This window comes from Hufsiella arboris (assembly GCF_009834875.1).
Lineage (GTDB): Bacteria > Bacteroidota > Bacteroidia > Sphingobacteriales > Sphingobacteriaceae > Hufsiella_A > Hufsiella_A arboris.
Genome location: NZ_WVHT01000001.1, coordinates 34,088 through 54,569 on the forward strand (window position 1 = coordinate 34,088; position 20,482 = coordinate 54,569).

Below are 20,482 nucleotides of genomic sequence, written 5' to 3' on the forward strand. Positions count from 1 at the left end.
ACGTTAATTTGCTGATAAAGCGATTGGATCGAGCGCTTGCTGAACGCCGTCAGGACCAACTGCTGTAATATTGTCAAAGATCACCCTTGTTCCGGGAATAACGCCAGCCATTGCCGCACGCATTGCTCCACTTAATTCGCCACCGGTTGTTGACAGGACAACGGCGTCTGCACGTGGTCTTGCTATAATCAATGTAAATCGAGTTACTTCAAATTTAGCATCAAAATCAAAATTATCCAACGTGGCGAATACTCTATTTTGAGATTTAATAACAACAGAACTAAGCGATCCACCTGTTTTGCCGGCAAATTTCGCTTTTGGCGGAGGTATTCTTTTTACGCGAAATGTGGTTGTTCCTATGTTTTGCATCTTTCCGGGAGCCAGCTCTGCAGAAACCGCAACCTTAGCTTCACCCGGGGTTGTAACACGTACCGTGTATTTTCCATTCGATCCAGAAATACTTCCTCCCGTCATACTCACCCGTAGATTTTCTTTTGGTATACCAGGAGCTGAAACAGAAACCGGGTTTGGAACACCAATATAGAACACATTCATCTTATCAGGAGACACAACAGCCGAAGGCTCTGCAACCTGGTACTTTTGTTCAGGAGTTTTATATTCCTTAACCGTACCATCAGTTTGTTTAACACGGATCGTTCCAACCCATGAGTAAACACCTTCTTTCCCGGTTGATACTGAATATTGGCCTTTACCATCTTTAACAGCCAAAGCTGAACCGTTTACAGTAATGTTCGGACTTGATTTTGAATCGGACGCTGTAAGAAACACTTCTGCCGTATAAGGCTGGCCTCTTAAAACATAAGAAGTCGGAGCTACCGCAACCGCTGCGAACTGATCAAGTGTAACCAATGCCTGATCCATTTTACCAAATATCTTTTTGATAACATCCGACTCGGCATTTTTCGTATCGGCCTGGATTTTCGTTAAGATTGTCATAGCCGCAGTCAAAGGTGTTCCTTCGCCAAAGTTGACATCTTCCCAGGTTTTTTTACCTTCAATCCGCTTTTTAGGGTCATTAGCTTCGAGCGAAAATGTTAAGCTTGAACGGTCTTTTTCATCAACAAGAGCGATTAATTTTTCACGGGTCTGGTTGATTTTATTTTTCAGCTCAATCCCTTTCTTTTTGTTGATCATAATACCTTGTGCAATGTCCATATTCGCACGTTCCACCAAATCTCCTGTTTCTTCGCTATAACCCTGACCTTCTTTCTCGAACTCTTTCTTCAGCTGATCGATATAGTTATTTAAGTCATCAGCCAAATTCCTTGCCTGCACAGCCTTTGCATAAATCGGCTTGGCACGCTCTGGCTCATCTTTTAGTTTAGTGTTTTCAAAAGCTGTAAATAACTGTCCTACACTTGTATTAACGTTTACTTTAGAAGTGTTTAAACTGTCATTTATGTTTTTAAATGCATTTAATATTGTATCTGACACGTTTAAGGCTAACATTGCGAGCAATACCAAATACATGATATTGATCATCTTCTGCCTTGTTGTTTCTTTGCCGCCTGCCATTCTAAATGGGTCTTTCTAAAAAAATGTAGTTAAGTTCGATTAATTAAGCACGTGGCTGGTTCATAGCAGAAAGCATGTTGCCATAAATTGCATTGAGTGAAGCAAGGTTTTTCGCAAGACGTCCAACTTCATCTTTAAACACTTTGGAATCTTCCATAGATTCATTGAAGTTTTGCATAGTTCCTGCGATGTTTTGATAGAACTGGCTCATTGATTTCATATGAGTGGTCGAATCTTGCAACTCAAGTTCGTATACCGCATTTAGCGCAGATAAATTTTTAGTAAGATTTCCAACTTGTGTATGATAAGCTTTTGAATCAACATTTGTATTAGCCATTTCGACGAGGCTTGCTGATGCTTTTTCAAATGACGCGTTAAGAGTATCAAAACTTGATGACGCTGTTTTTAGTTTGCCAGTAAATTCGTTAGTTGCAGTTGCAGCGTCGGTAACATTGGAAATTGTCGCTACTTTATCACCGAAAGTACGAAGGCCATCGCCCAATGTTCCTATTAAATCAGGAGTTATGTTTGCTTCTGCAAGCATCTTATCTAATGCTGCTGTTGAAGACGGCGCTGCGGCCACAGCTCTCGGAGAAGAAGCGACCGGCAAGTCTCCCTCAAAATCTGGATGTAACTCAGGATAAACTTTGTGCCATTCCGGATCTTTCGCCGGCGGAACAAAGCCTGTAAGAAAGAAAAGGCAAGCCTCTACACCCAATCCAATACCAATCATATAGTTACCAAATACCCCTCCAAGGTGAAGAATTTTAAAAAGTGCACCTACGATTACAATGCTCGCTCCCCAAGAAATCGCTACATGCAGGAAATCAAATTTTTTTTTGCCAGCCATAATTTTACTGATCTAGTTTAGAATTAATAATAAAAGTTAAGTTGATTAATGTTTGTCTTTGATATCGCGTCCGGCGAATTTGGTTACGCAACGGAAACCAATGTAAGATTTTGCGGTATCCTGATACTCAAAACTGCGGGAAGAGTTTTGCAGAAAATAGCCTATATCTTTCCATGAACCTCCTCTGATCACCTTTCTCTTCAGCACCTCAGGATCATTTGATTTTGCTTCATAGCTAAATGTTGGGTTCATATCATGGACAAATGTAGAAGCGGACTCATCGTAAGCGGAAGCAGTCCACTCTGCCACATTTCCAGCCATGTTATACAAACCAAAATCATTAGGGAAATACGATTTTACGTTAACCGTAAACGCTCCTCCATCGTCTATATAATTACCTCTGCCAGGTTTAAAGTTAGCCATCAGACATCCTTTTGCATTACGTATGTAAGGACCACCCCATGGATAATCGTTACCAACCCTTCCGCCACGAGCGGCATATTCAAATTCAGCCTCGGTAGGCAATTCATATGGCAGACGGCTTAAACGCGGCATTTTATGAGCCTGGGCATATCCTTCATACAAGCGGGTACGCCAAACGGTAAAAGCACGTGCCTGGCGCCATGTAACGCCTACGACCGGGTAATTATCAAAAGCCGGATGCGAAAAATATCCTTCAACAAGTGGTTCATTTTGCGCATATGCAAAGTCTGCTAACCACACCAATGTATCAGGATAAATTGCGACAGTGTCTCTGTAAATAAAATCAGAACGCTTTTTTGTCAGATCTCCGCGAGAGTTTGCAGCAGCCCGCTGGTTCATTATCGCGAAATTGTACTTAAGCAAGCGTACATCAACTTCATTACGGTCGAAAATCTTATCCTCTCCCTGGTAATACATTCCCTGAAGTTTGTTTGCGTTCGCTGCACCGCCTTTTTTGCTGCTCCATAAAGCCGATCCGTTTCCTACCTTTTTCCAGTCGATATATTTCTGACCACCAGTGTTGGCAGCGTTTTTTGACTTGAGATAGAATTTATCGTCCTGAAGGTAGTTTGTGATAGCGATTGAATCCCGTACCCAGTTTACAAACTGACGATACTCACTGTTTGTAATTTCTGTTTGATCCATGTAAAACGCCTGTACAGTAACTTGCTTATTCTGAGCAATTTGAGCGAAGGTAATATCCTGGTCAGTCTGACCCATGATAAACGTACCTGCAGGTATATAAACCATCCCGAGCGGAATGCGTTTATTATTTAATTTTTTGTTTTTTACACCAACAAGTTCGCCACCAGCATTTCTACCACAACTGCTTACAATGAAGGGTAAAATAGCAAGAGCGATAAGGTAAAGTTTTTTCATCGTTAACTATAGCGTATTAAACCTAAATTACAAATTTCGATCCGAATATACTAAAAGATACATTCATTCTTTTTAATAAGAGCGCAATGAATTGATTTTAGTAAAAAAACTGCAACTACTAAGAACTATTTCATCGTTATTCTTAAAAGCAATCTTTTACAGATAAGGCTTCTTACGTAAGGTCAGTTAGAAAGGTTTTGATAAAAAGCTGAAAACAATCAGTTACTTACAATAACTGCTTATTTTAGCAATTATTGTAAGTAATGTCAATTATTTGTTTACCTGCTTTATATACTGTTCGATGGCCATGGTCATACTTGGCGAGTTCGGCGTTGGCGCCGGAATATCGAGTATTAGATTACGCTCATTTACCGCCTTGTGGGTACTTGCACCAAATGCCGCAATACGAGTAAAATTTTGCTCAAATCCAGGAAAGTTTTTATAAAGTGACTGAATACTTGACGGACTGAAGAATACTATAACGTCATAAAACACGTCAGCAAGATCAGAAAGGTCGCTGCAAACGGTGCGAAACAACACTGCCGGTGTAAAGTTATACCCATTTTCCTGCAAAAACTTTTGTGTTTCTTCTGCAGCTACATCTGAGCATGGATACAAAAACTTCTCATTGGAATGCTTTTTCAGCACCTCAGCAAGATCCGCAGCGGTTTGTTTACCAAAAAATATTTTCCTTTTGCGGTATTGTATATATTTCTGCAGATAAAGCGCAATGGTTTCAGACAAACAGAAATATTTCATCTCCGCCGGAACTTCATAGCGCATCTCCTCGCAAATACGAAAAAAATGATCCGCGGCATTTCGGCTTGTAAAAATTACTGCAGTAAAATCAGAAAGAGTAATCTTTTCCTTTCTGAAATCCTTTGCAGGCACTCCCTCAACATGAATGAATGATCTGAAATCAACTTTCAGATTAAACTTTTTTGCCAGATCGTAGTATGGAGACTTGTCTGAATCGGGTTTTGGGAGCGTTACTAAAATACTTTTTACTTTCTTTTTTCTCTCGTTTGGTGTTATCTCCATTTATAATTTTTTGCTAAAATCTCAAAGCTTTTACTAGTATCAATAAAGGACAAATTTCGAGGGCACAAAGATATATAATTAAATATACTTTTGAGAACCTGTATGATGATATAATATTTGCCGCAATACGGATAAACTGAAATAAAAATGTAACTATAAACACAAAGAATGCCACATATATATATACTTCCGCATATTTACCAGGCGTTAAACAAAATGCAAAAATTAGAGGAAGATAAAGGATGGCGGTATTGAAATAACTCAGGTACAAAACTGAGACATATTCATTAACAAGTTTCTGAAAGCTAAAAATAAAACCAAGCAATCTTAACAATACGATTTTAAGCGTAAATAGTGCAATAATTGCAATAGACAATGCCAATAGCCATTGAAAACCTTCAAAAAGATAAGTTAATTGGAAAAATCTTCCACATAAATATAGAAAGGTGCCAATGGTAAAACCGAAAAGAATATACAAGAAAACAAATGGCCAGGAACTAAAAATATTATCATCCTTAGTAATCTGACTTAAAATCCTGTTGTTCCACAGACCTTGAATAATGATTGTAAGGTCCTTTGAAAAAGCATTTTTCAGAACGGCAAAAAACAGGAGCAATAATACCACGAAACCCAGCAGCCATGTTTCGCCTTTCGGTAGTGATTTCCCTTCATTTATGTGGTTTACTTTCGGTATAAACCGTTTAGACCATGCACCGAAATTCAGATTTCTTACAGTATAAACGTTGACAAGACTGTCGACAAATTGATTTTTCCTGCGCGGATTGGGTGGTTTAATCCACACCAGGCTTAATGAATCCCCGATATGTTTTATTGAATCTTTTACCGATTGAACAGAGTCGCTTTTAAAGCGCCATCTCGCTAGAGCTGTTGAATCTACAAATCGTTTTTTTACTACTGGTTGCGGCTTATATAATTGATTTTCGCCGGCAGAATCCGTCTGAGCAAAAGCCCATATACTGAAAACAGAAAACAGAGCAGTTAAAAAAAATTTCATCTGGAAATTGCGGGCAATCAATTTCAGCAAAGCTACAAGTTATATTTTCAATTTAACGAGTGAGGATCAACCTTCTAACGAAAAAATTAACCGGCCGCTAACCTTATTATAAATGCCGTTGACCTTATTCGCTAAATTTTGCTGGCCGTTACTAACAGCTAATTGTTTGCAAGCTTCTAAAATTGATACTATCCGCTGTACGTCCTGAACTGACGAACGCTGATTTTCCGGGGAGAGACTAGCATAATAGTTAAGTTCATTAGCTAAAAAGCTTGTCGCATTTATCAATAAATTATTAGCCGTCTTAGTGTCATCCAGTTTATAAAAATTATATGCAGCCCGGTATTTATTTACCGTATCAGTGACATCATAGTTACGAAGCGGGAGATTCTGCATCGCTTTTTCCATTACTTTTTTTGACTGTGAAATACTGCCTGCATCATATAAATTCAATGCCAGTGTGTTGAAATTATCCCAGGTTATGTTAGCGATCCTTCTGGATTCGGGATCAAGACTATGAGCTTTTGCAAACGATCCGACATGAAATCTATTCATTAAATGGTCGTACATCGCGCTATTATTGGCCAACTCCTCCTTTTGACGGGTGTCGCCTTTTTCGCGCTTTAAAGGCAATAGGCGGTAAGCGTAGCCTTCGGTATATAAATAATTGTCCAGACCAGCGTAACTATCCGGAGAAACGCCTTTGGAAAAGTAAATAGGCCGTTTCCAATTGTTATTCGCTAAAATATCAAACACAGCGAGATCGGCTCTGCTTACATAGTTTTTGCCATATTCCCATTCGACTTTATCTGTAATGTGACCTTTCTGAGCAGAACTTATTGTTCCGGTTTTGATCACCTGCAGTGGATCAACTGTTAATCTCAATTTTTTTGTCGGTAAAAAATTTTCACGTGATCCGTCCTGCATTTCTACTTTATCGCTGTTATCGTCAGACAACATAACAGATAGAACGTCTTTTAACTCAACTGAATCCTTAAATCCATAATCGACATAAGGCATTACATCTCTCACACCTTCGACGTATTTTTCTTCAGGCATCGTAATTGGCAATGGCGCCGACTTAAAAACCTGTGTTTTCATTTGATTTATGTAAGAATCGTTGTACAAAAGCTGCAGGCAAACTACACGAACATCGGTACGAACACCTTCCACACTTTGTGCATACCACAAAGGATAAGTATCGTTATCGGCATTTGTAAACAATATCGCGTTTGGAGCACAGGACTCTAAGTAATTAATTGCCATGTCATGGGCAACGTTCTGGTCGGACCGGTTATGATCATCCCATCCTTCTTTTCCCATTATAAAAGGAACAACAAGGCAAAGTGCCGGCGCCAAAATGGCTGACGCTTTCTTTATTGAGGCGCGTCTTAAAAACTCCTCAACCGCCAACACTCCAAATCCTATCCATATAGCGAAAACATAAAATGATCCCGCGTAAGCATAGTCACGCTCTCGGGGCTCAACCGGTGTTTGATTAAGGTACAATATGATAGCGATACCAGTGAAGAAGAACAAGGTAAGAGTCACCCAGGCATCAGTTCTCCGTTTGTATAATAAAAATGTCAATCCGAAAAGTCCCAGTATCAGTGGCAGCGCAAATAAACGATTATAACCAGGGTTCGATATAATACTTTGGGGAAGATCTGCCTGGTTACCCAGGTGCATCGCATCAACCGGCTTTATGCCTGTAAGCCAGTTTCCAAAACGATTGCTTCCGTCGCCCTGATTATCATCCTGCCGGCCGGCGAAATTCCAGAAAAAATATCTCCAGTACATATAGCCTAGCTGATAATTCGAGAGGAATCTGATGTTGTCATTAAACGTAGGTTTGTCATTTTCATTTAACCCCAACCATGATCTGTAAAAAGCAATATGTTCTGGTTTATCACTGTAAATCCTGGGAAGTAACGAATTATGATCATAGTCACGTGAAAACTTATGGCCAGAAATTTCATACTTCTCCTTCCCTTTGCGGTAAGTAGGCGCACCATTCTCTAAGCTCGTTGGATTTGCATCAAAGTACTGTCCGTAAATTAATGGCTTGTCAGCATACTGCTCGCGGCTTAAATAACCAAACAACGACATCATGTTGTCAGGGTTACTAACATTAACAAAGGTTTTCGCGTTCGCACGTATTAGAATCATCGTATAAGAAGAATATCCAAGTAAAAGGAACGAAAGGCATAAAAGCCCGAGGTTCAAATTAGCTTTTCCCTTTTTTATCGAATATAAAATCCCCCAGACTAATCCTGATATGACCACGATCAGAAATACACCAGCGCCATAACCAAAACCGATTCCTAAATCATTTACGAACAACAAGTCTACCCTTGAAGCGAAATAAACCAGGTATTGAATGATTCCGTATTGAACAAAACCCAAAATTGCCACGCCAATAAGCAAAGCTAGAGCGACTCCCTTAAAGGTGATTTTCTGGTATTTTTTGAAGTAGATAAGCAATACAATAGTTGGAATAGCAAGAAGGCTTAACAAGTGAACACCTATTGACAATCCGACCATGAAGGCAATAAAAACAAGCCACTTATTAGAAGTAGGATTTTCTGCCGTCGCGTCCCATTTTAACGCGGCCCAAAACGTTATAGCCGTAAAAAGGGCAGACAAAGCATAAACTTCCGCCTCCACCGCTGAAAACCAAAAAGAATCCGAAAAAGTGTAAGCGACAGCTCCAATTGTTCCTGCTGCCAGAATTAAGACAAATTGCTCATTAGAAAGTTCACTGCTTTTACTTTTAAAATATTTAAGAGCCAATGCGGTTATTGTCCAGAACAGAAACATGATAGTTGCTGCGCTCGCCATTACCGCGCTTAAATTCACCCAAAATGCAACCATATTCGGGTTCGATGCAAGCAATGAAAACATCTTTGCAATCATAATAAACAAAGGTGCTCCAGGCTGATGCCCTACCTGCTGGCGGTAAGCGGCGGAAATAAATTCACCACAATCCCAAAAACTCACTGATTGCTGCATCGTTTTAAAATATACAATAAATGCAAAAAGGAGCAGGACGAATCCGCCAGCGTTGTTAAAGAGATTGAATTTTTTCATGGTTTATCGCATTAATACTATTACTAAGTTAGTTTTTTGAATTATAACTCCTTCGATTATGCTATAGAAACTTGTTAAATTCTGCTTTAGTATTTTTGCATCGATGGCTGGTATCTATTTCCATATTCCTTTCTGTAAAAGAGCGTGTCACTATTGTGACTTTCACTTCAGCACTTCCTTGAAATTAAAGGATGAACTATTGGAAGCGATGAAACGTGAAATAATGCTGCAAAAACATTATTTAGCTAATCAAAAAATTCAAACTATTTATTTTGGAGGAGGCACACCGTCAATTTTGCGTGCTGACGAAATCCAAAAACTATTAGATGAGATCAGCCACTTTCATGATGTAGACCCGGATGCCGAGATTACGATGGAAGCTAATCCGGACGATCTGGATGCAGAGAAAATTAAATCGTTAAGGCAAACACAGGTTAACAGGTTCAGTATCGGAATCCAATCCTTTTTTAACGAAGACCTGATCTGGATGAATCGCGCACATTTAGCGGTGGAAGCGGAGACCTCTGTAAAACGCGTGCAAGATGCTGGTTTTGAAAATATAACCGCCGATTTAATTTACGGATATCCCTTGCTAACGGATGATAAATGGACGCACAATATTGATCAGCTTATCCAATTCGACATACCACATATTTCCGCTTATTCCATGACGGTAGAGCCAAAAACTGCACTCGCTTCATTTATTCGCAGGGGAAAACAAATACCAATGGATGAGGTGCAAAGTTCTGCCCAGTTTATAATACTGATAGACAAGCTGGCAAGCGCGAATTTCGAACATTATGAGATATCGAACTTTGCTAAGCCCGGAAACTATTCAAAGCATAATTCAAATTACTGGAACGGAATAAGTTATCTGGGGATCGGCCCGTCAGCGCATTCATTTAACGGGAAATCAAGGCAGTGGAACATCGCTAACAATTCGAGGTACGTAGAAAGCCTTTCGCAAAACAACGTTCCTGCGGAAATTGAAATCCTTAGTAATGCAAACAGGCTTAATGAATACATCATGACGTCGTTAAGAACTATTTGGGGAATGGATCTTAACAAAATCGAAATCGATTTTGGGAAGGAAGCGTTACAACTTATCAAATCTGACATAAATCAGTTTACAGAAAAAAAGTGGCTTCTAAAAAACGGCGAATTAATTACCCTAAGCTCTGAAGGAAAGCTTTTTGCAGATCGTATAGCTGCAGAGCTTTTCGTGGATGAAAGTTCTTTTCTTTAATTTTTTGCTTCAAAAAATCCGGCTGCTTCGAAAACGCGTAAATCTTCACAAATTATCTTAATCACAACAAATGAAGAAAATCGTATTTCTGGCCGTTGCATTAGCAGCTTCTGTAATTGGCTCTCAAACATTCGCACAAAAAACTAAAATGGTTGGAGGTGCAGCAATGTATCCATCAAAAGACATCGTTGACAATGCGGTAAACTCAAAAGATCATACCACATTGGTAGCCGCAGTTAAAGCTGCGGGACTAGTGGAAACCTTGAAAAGCGCCGGGCCGTTCACTGTTTTTGCACCGACTAATGAAGCTTTCGACATGCTTCCTGCAGGAACTGTGGAAACTCTGTTAAAACCGGAAAACAAAGCCATGCTGACAAAAATTTTAACTTATCATGTATTGGCTGGTAAATTCAGCTCGGCTGATATCGCTGCAAAAATCAAAGAAGGAAAAGGCAGCGCTGAATTCAAAACGGTAAGCGGAGGCAAGCTTTGGGCCATGATGAAAGGCAAAGACATTGTTCTAAAAGATGAAAATGGTGGAACGGCGAAAGTGACGATTGCCGATGTAAATCAAAAGAATGGTGTTATCCATGTTATTGACCATGTAGTTACGCCAAAATCATAGCGCTCTCTTTTAGCTTTGATAGTCCCGGTATAGAATTGCCGGGATTTTTTATTTACAAACGTTTGCAGAAAGTTAATCAATTGATTGAAACCGTCAGTTCTTTATCATAATCACTTAGGGCATATTGACAAAATGGTAAAATATATACTTTTGCAATGTTAATTTTTTGTAAATGGGATTTAAATTAAAACCAATAGACGTCGTTGATGATATCACAAAAGAGGATTTTGTGAAAAACTATCTTGAGCCGCGTAAACCTTTGGTTATCCGAAATATGGCTAAAAAGTGGCCCGGATTTGAAAAATGGACGTTTGAATACTTAAAAGAAGTGGTGGGTGACAAAACCGTTCCGCTTTATGACAGTTCCAAAGCAGATCCATCTAAGCCCCTCAATTCGTCAGCCGCGGAGATGAAATTCGCTGATTATATCGATTTAATTCGACGCGAACCTACCGATCTGCGAATCTTCTTTTTCGACCCGATCAAATCGGCTCCCGAACTGGTTAACGATTTTATCGCCCCGAAAGATCTGATGGGCGGATTTCTTGACAAATTTCCGGGAATGTTTTTTGGTGGAGAAGGCTCAGAGACATTTCTGCATTATGACATTGACCTACCCCATATTTTCCATACGCATTTCCACGGAAGGAAACATGTGATATTGTTTGATTACAAATGGAAGGAACGTTTGTACTGCCTCCCTTTTGCAACTTATGCACTCGAAGACTATAAAGTTGAGCATCCTGACTTTAAAAAGTTTCCGGCTTTGGACGGCATCGAAGGAATGGAAATCATATTGGAGCACGGCGACACCTTATTTATGCCAACAGGAATGTGGCATTGGATGAAATATCTGGACGGATCGTTTTCTATATCTTTAAGAGCGTGGGATAAATCGTGGTTGACAAAGGCAAATAGCCTTTATAATTTAACCATACAGCGCAAGTTTGATGACCTGATGAAGAAGAAGTTCAGCACAAAATACATGAGCTGGAAAGAAAAAATTGCTGTTAAGCGAGCTGAGAAAGCGCTTGCTAACGGTGAACCAAGATAGTTTTAGTTTTTTTAGTTTGATAGAAGAGCGGCCTGTAAATCATGCCGCTTTTTTTATGAACTACTACTATGGTCGGCGATGATTTTCCAACCCTGCTTAGTCTTTCTGAACAAAAGCGTGAAATATCCGTGAGGCTCATCTTTTGAACGTTTTAGATGCCAGGCACCGATGACAAAAGCATTTGCAGTGTCGAGTAGTCGGATCTCTTTGACATCGAAAGTCAAAAGCCCCATTGCGGCCTTATCCGGATAAGACTTTTTGTAATTTTCTAAGGTGTTACTCCATCCATAATGAGGACCGCTCCTACCGATAAATACAAGTGAGTCTGATTGCCAGTACCCATCCATATAATGAACGATATCGCCACGGTTCCAAGCCTGGCGCTGAGCTTCCAGCACATCTTTAATCTCCTTTTGATTATCTTGTGCAAAAAGGGAATTGACGAAAAACAAACCGGCGGCTAAAAAAATCGTTAATTTCATTCTACATTTTAATTGATCAAAATACCTAATAACTAAATGAAATCAGCAGTTTGTTTTGGAGAAATTTTGTGGGACGAATTTGAAGACGAAAAACGAATTGGCGGCGCGCCGTTAAATGTTGCTCTTCATTTAAAAAAACATGGCGTAGAAAGTTACATAATCAGTGCGGCCGGCGTTGATGAGAATGGCAGAAATCTAATTGATTATTGTGACTCGACCGAACTAAATACAGGTTTTATACAAACGAACCACTCACTGGAAACCGGCGTAGTTACCGTACATCTCAATGCTGATAAACATGCAACCTATACAATTAAACAACCTGTTGCCTGGGATGAAATTCAATTTTCAGATGAAGCGGCGAGGAAAGTTTCCGAAGCGGACGCATTCGTATTCGGCACGCTGGCTTGCCGATCAAAAACCAGTCGCGATACATTATTTAAGCTCTTGCCTTCCGCCCGCTTAAAAGTTCTCGATTTAAACTTACGTGCGCCTTTCGTCGACGATGAATTAATCAGGCAGCTTTTAGATAAGGCAGATCTTGTTAAAATAAATGAAGATGAACTACTGTATTTATCCCGTTTATTCGGACAGAAAGACGGTAATATTGCTATCGAGACACAAATAAGGAATCTCGCTTCGCAGATTAAAGCGGATAACATTTGCGTTACCCTTGGCGACAAAGGGGCCGCCCTTTTATTTGATGACAAATTTTATTCGCATCCTGGATTTATGATAAAGGTGGCCGATACCGTAGGTGCCGGAGACGCTTTCTTAGCCGCTTTGATCAACGAAATTTTACAGGGAAGACCGGCATTCGAATACCTGCGGACAGCCTGCGCTGTTGGAGCTTATGTCGCTTCTAAAAGCGGCGCAAACCCGGCTTACAATCCCAGCGAGGTTCCGGCTCTGATTATCCGAAACATTGATTAAAAACAACGTAAACAATAATATTACATCCTAATAACAAGTTTTAGCCTCGTAAACTTTTAACTTAGATTATTCGTTACTTAGAATTGAAAGGCATAGCATGCGGGGACATAATTTCTCAAAATTCACTCCTTCCGAAATCCCGAAAGGCGGTTTTGATGAATTGCTTAAACTTTTTCTTGAACTTCTGAATTACACTTCCGGTGATGCCAACGAAGCGCTGGCATGGATGAACGAGTTGGATAAGCAATATAATCTTACCAATGATGAATACGGAATGGGTGATTTTATCGAGGATCTGAAAAAGAAAGGGTATTTAGACGATGATCAAAATAATCCGGGCGGATTTAAAATAACGGCGCGAACGGAGCAAAGCATCCGGCAATCGGCATTAGAGGAGATATTCGGAAAACTCAAAAAGTCAGGAAAAGGCAACCACAGCACCACCCAATCCGGGCAGGGTGAAGAAAAAAATGCGGACAGGCGGGAATATGAATTTGGTGACGCTTTAGACCAGATTGATATGACAACGTCGATTCACAACGCACAGATCAATCATGGTATAAACGATTTTACCATGACGGAGCGCGATCTCGAGGTCGAAGAGAAAGATTATAAAACGCTTACCTCAACGGTTCTGATGATCGACATATCGCACTCGATGATTTTGTATGGTGAGGATCGCATAACGCCGGCCAAAAAAGTAGCGATGGCCCTTTCCGAGCTCATCCAACGGAAATATCCGAAAGACACCCTGGACATTGTTGTTTTCGGCAATGATGCATGGCCCATTGCTTTGAAAGACCTACCATATCTCCAGGTTGGACCCTACCACACTAATACCTATGCAGGGTTGGAACTTGCCACCGATATACTTCGTCGCCGGAAAACTCATAATAAACAAATATTTATGATAACCGATGGCAAGCCAACCTGCCTGAAAGAGGGAAATAAATATTATAAAAACAGCATCGGCCTTGACCGTAAAGTGGTCAATAAAACGTTGAATATGGCGGCACAGTGCAAACGGTTAAATATTCCAATTACAACGTTCATGATTGCCCGCGACCCATATCTGCAACAATTTGTAAGAAAATTTACCGAAACAAATGGCGGCAAAGCTTTTTACAGCTCACTGAAAGGACTCGGTGAGTATATTTTTGAAGACTACATCCGTAACAGACGAAGAACAGTAAGATAACAATGAATCAACTCGAAATAAAGACTTTTGGCGAACTCAAAAAATCAGGTTACCGATCGAGAAGTGTTAAACAGGAACTGCGTGAAAACCTGATTAGTCAATTAAAAAATAAAGAAGCAGGATTTGAAGGGATAATTGGTTTCGAAGATACAGTTATACCCGATCTGCAAACGGCTATTCTGTCTCAGCACAATATATTGTTGCTTGGCCTGCGTGGCCAGGCAAAAACCAGGATTGCCCGCTTAATGGTAAATCTTTTGGATGAATATGTGCCGTATGTTGAAGGATCAGAGCTATTTGACGATCCGTTCCATCCAATTTCATGGTTTGCCCGCACCCGACTTCACGAGCAGGGAGATGAAACGCCAATCGGCTGGCTTCATCGCTCCGAAAGGTATACCGAAAAGCTCGCAACACCCGATGTAACCGTCGCCGATCTAATCGGAGATGTGGACCCAATTAAAGCTGCGACCTTGAAACTAACCTATTCTGACGAGCGTGTAATTCACTTTGGATTGATTCCGCGGGCACATCGCGGCATTTTCGTCATTAATGAGTTGCCAGATTTGCAAGCCCGTATTCAGGTCGCGCTGTTTAACATTCTGCAGGAAAAAGATATTCAGATCCGTGGGTTTAAACTGCGCCTTCCTTTAGATATTCAATTTGTATTTACGGCGAATCCGGAAGATTATACCAATCGCGGAAGCATTGTTACGCCGTTAAAAGACCGGATTGAAAGCCAGATTTTAACCCATTATCCGCGTACGATTGATGTTTCCAGAAAGATTACACAACAGGAAGCAGTTTTAACTCCGGCCCAGGTTGAATGTGTTGAATCAGACGGATTGGTAAAAGATTTAATTGAACAAATTGCGTTTGAGGCCCGCAACTCCGAATACGTAGATAAAAAATCAGGCGTTTCCGCAAGACTCACAATTAGCGCTTATGAAAATCTGATCAGTAATGCAGAGCGCCGCATGCTGATAAACGACGAAAAGCGCACAGTTGTTCGTATAGCAGATTTCCTTGGCGTGATTCCTGCTATTACCGGTAAAATTGAGCTGGTTTACGAAGGCGAGCAGGAAGGCCCCGCGAAAGTCGCAAATATTCTAGTTGGAAAAGCCATTAAAACCCTTATGGGCCAGTTCTTTCCAGATCCTGAAAAGCTTAAAAAATCTAAAACTTCCAACCCATACTCTGAAATAATCAATTGGTTTGGCTCAGGAAACTCGGTTAACTTGCTTGATGATTTGTCAGAACAAAGTTATAAAGATAAGCTATCTTCGGTTCCGGGATTGAAAGCTGTAATTAAACAATTCCATCCTCGTCTAACAGAAAATCAGCAATACTTGCTGATGGAATTTTTATTACACGGACTGGCCGAGTTTTCACAATTAAGCAAATCTTATCTCGATAATGGCTTCGCGTTTACCGACATGTTTAAAAGTTTGTTTAATGCAGAGTTTGACGAAGATGATGACTACGATGAACGTGATGAACGGTATTAGTCCCAATTAATTTTTCATGTCAGACAGGCTTATTCCACTAATCTTTATCAGCATCTTGCTGCTTGTTATAGATTTTTACATTTATCGTGCAGTAGTATCCATCAAAAAAAAATGGGGCCCAGCTAAACACCAGGCCTTCACATATGCATGGTGGGGCTTCTCAGTCCTTTTAATCATCGGTGTTTTTATCAGCATCTTTTTCAATCTGCAACTTACTCCTAGAGCAATTATACTGGTTGCATTTTTTTTAACTATTGTCACGAAGATTTTTTTACTTCCTTTTGTATTGATTGATGATCTACGAAGAGCAATCATCTGGCTTAAGCGAAAGGCTTTTTCAAAAAAGAAGGCGGATACAATACCAGAAAAACGTTCGGAAGATGAAAAGATATCGCGCTCTCAATTTATCATAAAAGCGGGGATAGCAGTTGCTGCTGTACCTTTAGCATCGTTAACCTGGGGTATTGTTTCGAGCGCTTATGACTACCAAATTAAACGGCGGAAACTCTATTTACCTAATCTCCCGAAGGAGTTCGATGGCATTAAACTCGGACAGATCTCAGATATCCACTCAGGAAGTTTTTACAACAAAAAAGCTGTGTTAGGTGGTGTTGAAATGCTGCTTGCCGAAAAGCCGGATGTCATTTTCTTTACGGGCGATATAGTGAACAATCTCGCAAACGAAATGCGTGATTACCAGGATTTGTTCGCCAAAGTAAAAGCACCGCTCGGCGTGTTTTCAACCTTAGGAAACCATGATTACGGCGATTATTATTTCGGCAGGGGACCGTCTGCCGCGAAAGCAAAAAATCTGCAGGACGTAATTAAAACACATAAGCATCTGAACTGGGATTTGCTGATGAATGAAAATCGCCGCTTAAAAGTAGACGGCGCCGATATCGCTATTCTTGGAATTGAAAACTGGGGCACCGGCCGTTTCCCGAAATATGGACGCATGGACCTGGCCGTTAAGGGAACTGAAGAAGCTCCTGTAAAACTCCTGCTATCACATGATCCGTCGCATTGGAGAGCTGAAGTACTTCCAAAATATCCGCAAATTGATGCCATGTTTAGCGGACATACACATGGAATGCAGTTCGGAGTAATTACAGAGCATTATCAGTGGAGCCCGGTGCAATACATTTATAAAGAATGGGCCGGATTTTACCGGGAAATGAACCAGCAGCTTTACGTAAATGTCGGCTACGGCTTTCTGGGATATCCCGGACGAGTTGGAGTTTTGCCTGAAATTACGATATTTGAATTAACACGAGGTTCAATTCAGGCTTAGGCCCTTAACTTTAATGAAGAAACTCTTCTACCAGGTTCTGGACTTTATCTTGTTCAGCAATATTTTTATGGCCCTTTGCGCTGTGGCGCAGGGAATGGTTACATATCAGCTACTTAACGCCCAGCCCGATAAATACGTTTTGGGTTTACTTTTTGCCGCGACACTGGCTTTATATAATTTTAGCATACTGCTTGCAAAACCGGCAGATCCATCGCAATCCCAATTTAAACGTGTTCGCTGGTTTTTTGATCATTACCGGCTAATGATATCTATTACCATCATCGCGGTACTTGCCTTAATTCCGCTAGTGCTTTTTCTTACTACAACGTCTATAATTTTATTAGGATTCCTGGGCGTTCTTTCTGTATCGTACAATTTGCCGCTTTTTAGCTTCCACGAAAAGAAATTCGGCCTGAGGAATATACCAGGGATAAAGCTTTTTTTGATTGCTCTTGTCTGGTCGTTAAGCTGCGTTAGCCTTCCTATTGTAGAGCTGGAAAGTCATGGAATCATATCGGTTTCTTCCAGAGACACGATACTCTTACTCACCAAGCGCTTTCTTTTCATCGCAGCACTAGCTGTTCCGTTTGATATACGGGATCTGTTCCAGGATAGAAATTATGACCTGAAAACCATTCCCGTTGTATTAGGAGAAAAGAAAGCTTACTTGTTTTGCCTGGTTTTGTTACTTTTTTACCTGATCCTTCTTTTCCTTTTTAACAACGGCTTTGACGCGAATTTCTGGGGTTTAGCTATCACGATATTCCTGGCGGGTTGGCTGATCTTTAAATCCGACCGCAAAAAAGACGAATACTATTATTTCTTTTATCTTGACGGCGTATTGATTTTACAATTCCTGTTTCTTTCTTTAACCAGTTTGGCAAGTCGCTGATCTGTTAATCAACAACAAACTTATAGCCGATTCCACGAACAGTTTGAAGATATTTTGGCCCGTCCGGATTGTCTTCGATTTTTTTGCGAAGCCTTACGATGTGCATATCCAACGTGCGGGTATTCACGTCCGAATTGTAGCCCCAAACCACCATCATCAAATCATCACGGTTTATGACCTGATTCACGTTTTTAAGGAAGTACAAAAGGATCCTGTTTTCAAGTATGGTAAGTTCTATTTTTTTACCGTTTTTTATCAATGAATGGGTATTTGGATGATGCTCCATGTCGCCGAACCGTTGAATATCGGAACCAGTATTACTATTCGACAGAAATTTAACCTTATTGTCAAGCATTGCAACCAATACATCCATGTTAAATGGCTTGGTAACATAATCAGAAACGCCAAGATTGTAGGCCTCAATTTTATCAACGTCCTGAGCTTTCGCTGTCATCATGATAATCATGTTCTCGAATCCATTGACCCGCAGATCATTACAAATATCTGAACCTTGTTTACCCGGCAGCATCCAGTCAAGCAATACAATATCCGGTTGGTTTTCATTGATAAGAGTCTCGGCGGCGGCACCGTCTGACGTTTCAATAACATCATAACCCTCTGCTTTCAAGCGGTGCGTCAATAAAAACCTCAGGTTCTCATCATCCTCAATTACTGCTATTTTAAATGTCTTATTCATTATACTTCAAATGGCAAGGTTACAGTGAAAACCGAACCTTTATTTACAACACTGGTTACGAATATATCGCCGTTCATAAAATTAAGCAGTTCTTTGCAAAATGCCAATCCGAGCCCTACGCTTCCCTGTTGATTGTATTGGCTCTGAACCCTGTAAAATTTTCTAAATATATTGTTTATTTCGCTGGCAGGAATTCCTATTCCACTATCGGTGAAAACAAATTCGATATTTCGTTTCGCTTTGCGTACACGAATATCCAGCTGTTTTCGGTCTGCAGGGGAATATTTATAAGCATTGTCGATTAGATTACTGAAAACACTGGCAAGCAGCACCGGGTCGCTTTTAAAATATCCTACGTCATCGATAGCACAATCAATATCAAAATCAGGGTGTTTTAACTGATAAGTATCAATAACATTTTGTATAAAAACTTCCAGCGAGATTTCCTCATACTTAAGCTTGATCGATCTATTTTCAATTTGCGTAAAAGACAGAAGTTTGTTCATTAAATCATTCAGCTTATCAGCTTCCTCGTCAAGGATTTTCCCATAGTGTTTACGTTCAACATTGGTCAGTTCATGACTGCTACGAATGTTATTGCCGGCAATTTTTATGACGCTTACGGGCGTTTTAAATTCGTGAGTAAGATTGTTGATGAAATCATATTGAAGCTTAAACATTTTACTGTTAATGTTCAGATTGCGGAATATCAGATAAGCAACAGTTACTAAGACGCCGTAAATCAATATCAAAGCAATAGCAATCGGCAAAAATCTTCTTGCTATTTCCTTATTCAAATAATCCCGGTATGAGCTAAAGTATAATTTATAATCAGCCAGTGCACCTGGCAAAGCAATATCAGTGGCGATTAAATTTGGATTTGTATCGATGGATTCATAAACCAACGGCTTAATAGAAATCTTCTGATAAAGTTCAGGATGAGTATTCTTTATTTTAAGTAACTGTGGTTCGAGATAAAAAGTAAGAATATCCTCCTGGTAGAGCGGCGATACCGGAACCGATTTTTTCATCAGGTCTTTGAATATTTTCAGCTCCTCTCGTCTCGGAATATTCATGTAAGTAATTTTGCTGGGCGAGATGTTATAGAAAATATCGTCATTCGACAATGCTTTCGCCGTATCAACAGCTTCAATAAAACTGGCAAAACGAATTGCCATCTTGTTGAACTCATCAGAGTTTTTAATACTTAGGGTATTCGGCAGGGAACTTTTGTATAACACAACCGAATCAGGCTTGATATTGCGTTTGAACTGAAGCACCGATCTCGGGCTAACCGCCATGTTGCCCATTTTCAACCCATCGCTGATCTGATGGTTGCTTATTTCTGTGTCATAAAACACTACCTTAGTTACAAAATCAAATCTCTTTAGTACGGTATCAACATATTTTACAACTGAAACCGAATCGAGATAACCCTGGTAAAAAGAAATTTCCGGAATTTTATTTTGGAAAAAGTCCTCGTAAGGTTTTACAATTTCCTCCTGTACATTAATTTTTGCGGAATAAAACTCATTCTCGACATATTTCTTTGTGAGATTGAATCCCAGCAACAATGCAGCAATCAGCGAAAGCGAAATAAGCACCAGAAATGCTACAACAAGGACGAAATTTTTCCGGTAAACCTGCTGGTCAGCCTTCATG

17 protein-coding genes are annotated in these 20,482 nt (G+C 40.1%); 8 read left to right on the plus strand and 9 right to left on the minus strand.

Annotated elements, in window-relative coordinates; translation table 11 throughout:
• Positions 1–3 precede the first annotated feature (3 nt).
• The 6 genes from porM to GS399_RS00185 form a co-directional block, all read right to left on the minus strand.
• The gene (gene porM / locus GS399_RS00160) at positions 4–1,536 is read right to left on the minus strand and encodes a type IX secretion system motor protein PorM/GldM (protein ID WP_160842485.1); all 1,533 of its coding nucleotides are present in this window, start codon (positions 1,534–1,536) and stop codon (positions 4–6) included.
• Positions 1,537–1,579: 43 nt separating this feature from the next.
• Positions 1,580–2,386 carry a type IX secretion system motor protein PorL/GldL gene (gene porL / locus GS399_RS00165; protein WP_160842486.1) on the minus strand — a complete coding sequence of 269 codons (807 nt, stop codon included), beginning with the start codon at positions 2,384–2,386 and terminating at the stop codon, positions 1,580–1,582.
• 45 nt (positions 2,387–2,431) lie between these two features.
• Positions 2,432–3,748 carry a T9SS ring complex lipoprotein PorK/GldK gene (porK, locus tag GS399_RS00170; RefSeq protein ID WP_160842487.1) on the minus strand — a complete coding sequence of 439 codons (1,317 nt, stop codon included), beginning with the start codon at positions 3,746–3,748 and terminating at the stop codon, positions 2,432–2,434.
• Between the two features lie 270 nt (positions 3,749–4,018).
• Entirely contained in the window at positions 4,019–4,789 is a 771-nt protein-coding gene (locus GS399_RS00175; RefSeq protein ID WP_160842488.1) for a uroporphyrinogen-III synthase, read from the minus strand.
• Between the two features lie 13 nt (positions 4,790–4,802).
• Positions 4,803–5,804: a DUF4271 domain-containing protein gene (locus tag GS399_RS00180; RefSeq protein ID WP_160842489.1), complete on the minus strand. Its 1,002-nt coding sequence runs from the start codon at positions 5,802–5,804 to the stop codon at positions 4,803–4,805.
• Between the two features lie 66 nt (positions 5,805–5,870).
• Positions 5,871–8,894, minus strand: a complete 3,024-nt coding sequence (locus GS399_RS00185) for a glycosyltransferase family 117 protein (protein WP_160842490.1) — start codon at positions 8,892–8,894, stop codon at positions 5,871–5,873.
• A 103-nt stretch (positions 8,895–8,997) separates the two neighbouring features.
• On the opposite strand from GS399_RS00185, the gene hemW reads away from it, so the two are divergent.
• From hemW to GS399_RS00200, 3 genes are all read left to right on the plus strand, one after another.
• Complete coding sequence (hemW, locus tag GS399_RS00190) at positions 8,998–10,140, plus strand: radical SAM family heme chaperone HemW (RefSeq protein WP_160842491.1); 1,143 nt, start codon at positions 8,998–9,000, stop codon at positions 10,138–10,140.
• A 70-nt stretch (positions 10,141–10,210) separates the two neighbouring features.
• Positions 10,211–10,765, plus strand: a complete 555-nt coding sequence (locus tag GS399_RS00195) for a fasciclin domain-containing protein (RefSeq protein ID WP_160842492.1) — start codon at positions 10,211–10,213, stop codon at positions 10,763–10,765.
• Positions 10,766–10,937: 172 nt separating this feature from the next.
• Positions 10,938–11,819, plus strand: coding sequence for a cupin-like domain-containing protein (locus GS399_RS00200; RefSeq protein WP_160842493.1), 882 nt, complete (start codon positions 10,938–10,940; stop codon positions 11,817–11,819).
• A gap of 53 nt (positions 11,820–11,872) precedes the next feature.
• Here GS399_RS00200 and GS399_RS00205 read toward each other — a convergent pair whose 3' ends face one another.
• A complete protein-coding gene (locus GS399_RS00205; protein WP_160842494.1) occupies positions 11,873–12,301 on the minus strand; it encodes a YybH family protein in 429 nt (142 codons plus the stop codon).
• Positions 12,302–12,337: 36 nt separating this feature from the next.
• Here GS399_RS00205 and GS399_RS00210 point away from each other — a divergent pair, with 36 nt between their 5' ends.
• The 5 genes from GS399_RS00210 (at position 12,338) to GS399_RS00230 (ending at position 18,123) form a co-directional block, all read left to right on the plus strand.
• The gene (locus GS399_RS00210) at positions 12,338–13,234 is read left to right on the plus strand and encodes a carbohydrate kinase family protein (protein ID WP_160842495.1); all 897 of its coding nucleotides are present in this window, start codon (positions 12,338–12,340) and stop codon (positions 13,232–13,234) included.
• 97 nt (positions 13,235–13,331) lie between these two features.
• On the plus strand, positions 13,332–14,432 hold the full coding sequence (locus GS399_RS00215) for a vWA domain-containing protein (RefSeq protein WP_160842496.1): 1,101 nt from the start codon (positions 13,332–13,334) through the stop codon (positions 14,430–14,432).
• Positions 14,433–14,434: 2 nt separating this feature from the next.
• Positions 14,435–15,940, plus strand: coding sequence for a sigma 54-interacting transcriptional regulator (locus tag GS399_RS00220; protein WP_160842497.1), 1,506 nt, complete (start codon positions 14,435–14,437; stop codon positions 15,938–15,940).
• A 16-nt stretch (positions 15,941–15,956) separates the two neighbouring features.
• Complete coding sequence (locus GS399_RS00225; RefSeq protein WP_160842498.1) at positions 15,957–17,231, plus strand: metallophosphoesterase; 1,275 nt, start codon at positions 15,957–15,959, stop codon at positions 17,229–17,231.
• Positions 17,232–17,244: 13 nt separating this feature from the next.
• Entirely contained in the window at positions 17,245–18,123 is an 879-nt protein-coding gene (locus GS399_RS00230) for a UbiA family prenyltransferase (RefSeq protein ID WP_237487828.1), read from the plus strand.
• A 4-nt stretch (positions 18,124–18,127) separates the two neighbouring features.
• Here GS399_RS00230 and GS399_RS00235 read toward each other — a convergent pair whose 3' ends face one another.
• Together GS399_RS00235 and GS399_RS00240 are read right to left on the minus strand one after the other, a co-directional pair.
• Positions 18,128–18,820, minus strand: a complete 693-nt coding sequence (locus tag GS399_RS00235; protein WP_160842499.1) for a response regulator transcription factor — start codon at positions 18,818–18,820, stop codon at positions 18,128–18,130.
• Positions 18,820–20,481, minus strand: a complete 1,662-nt coding sequence (locus GS399_RS00240) for a sensor histidine kinase (protein ID WP_160842500.1) — start codon at positions 20,479–20,481, stop codon at positions 18,820–18,822. The genes GS399_RS00235 and GS399_RS00240 overlap by 1 nt, the downstream gene beginning before the upstream one ends.
• Position 20,482: the final 1 nt, after the last annotated feature.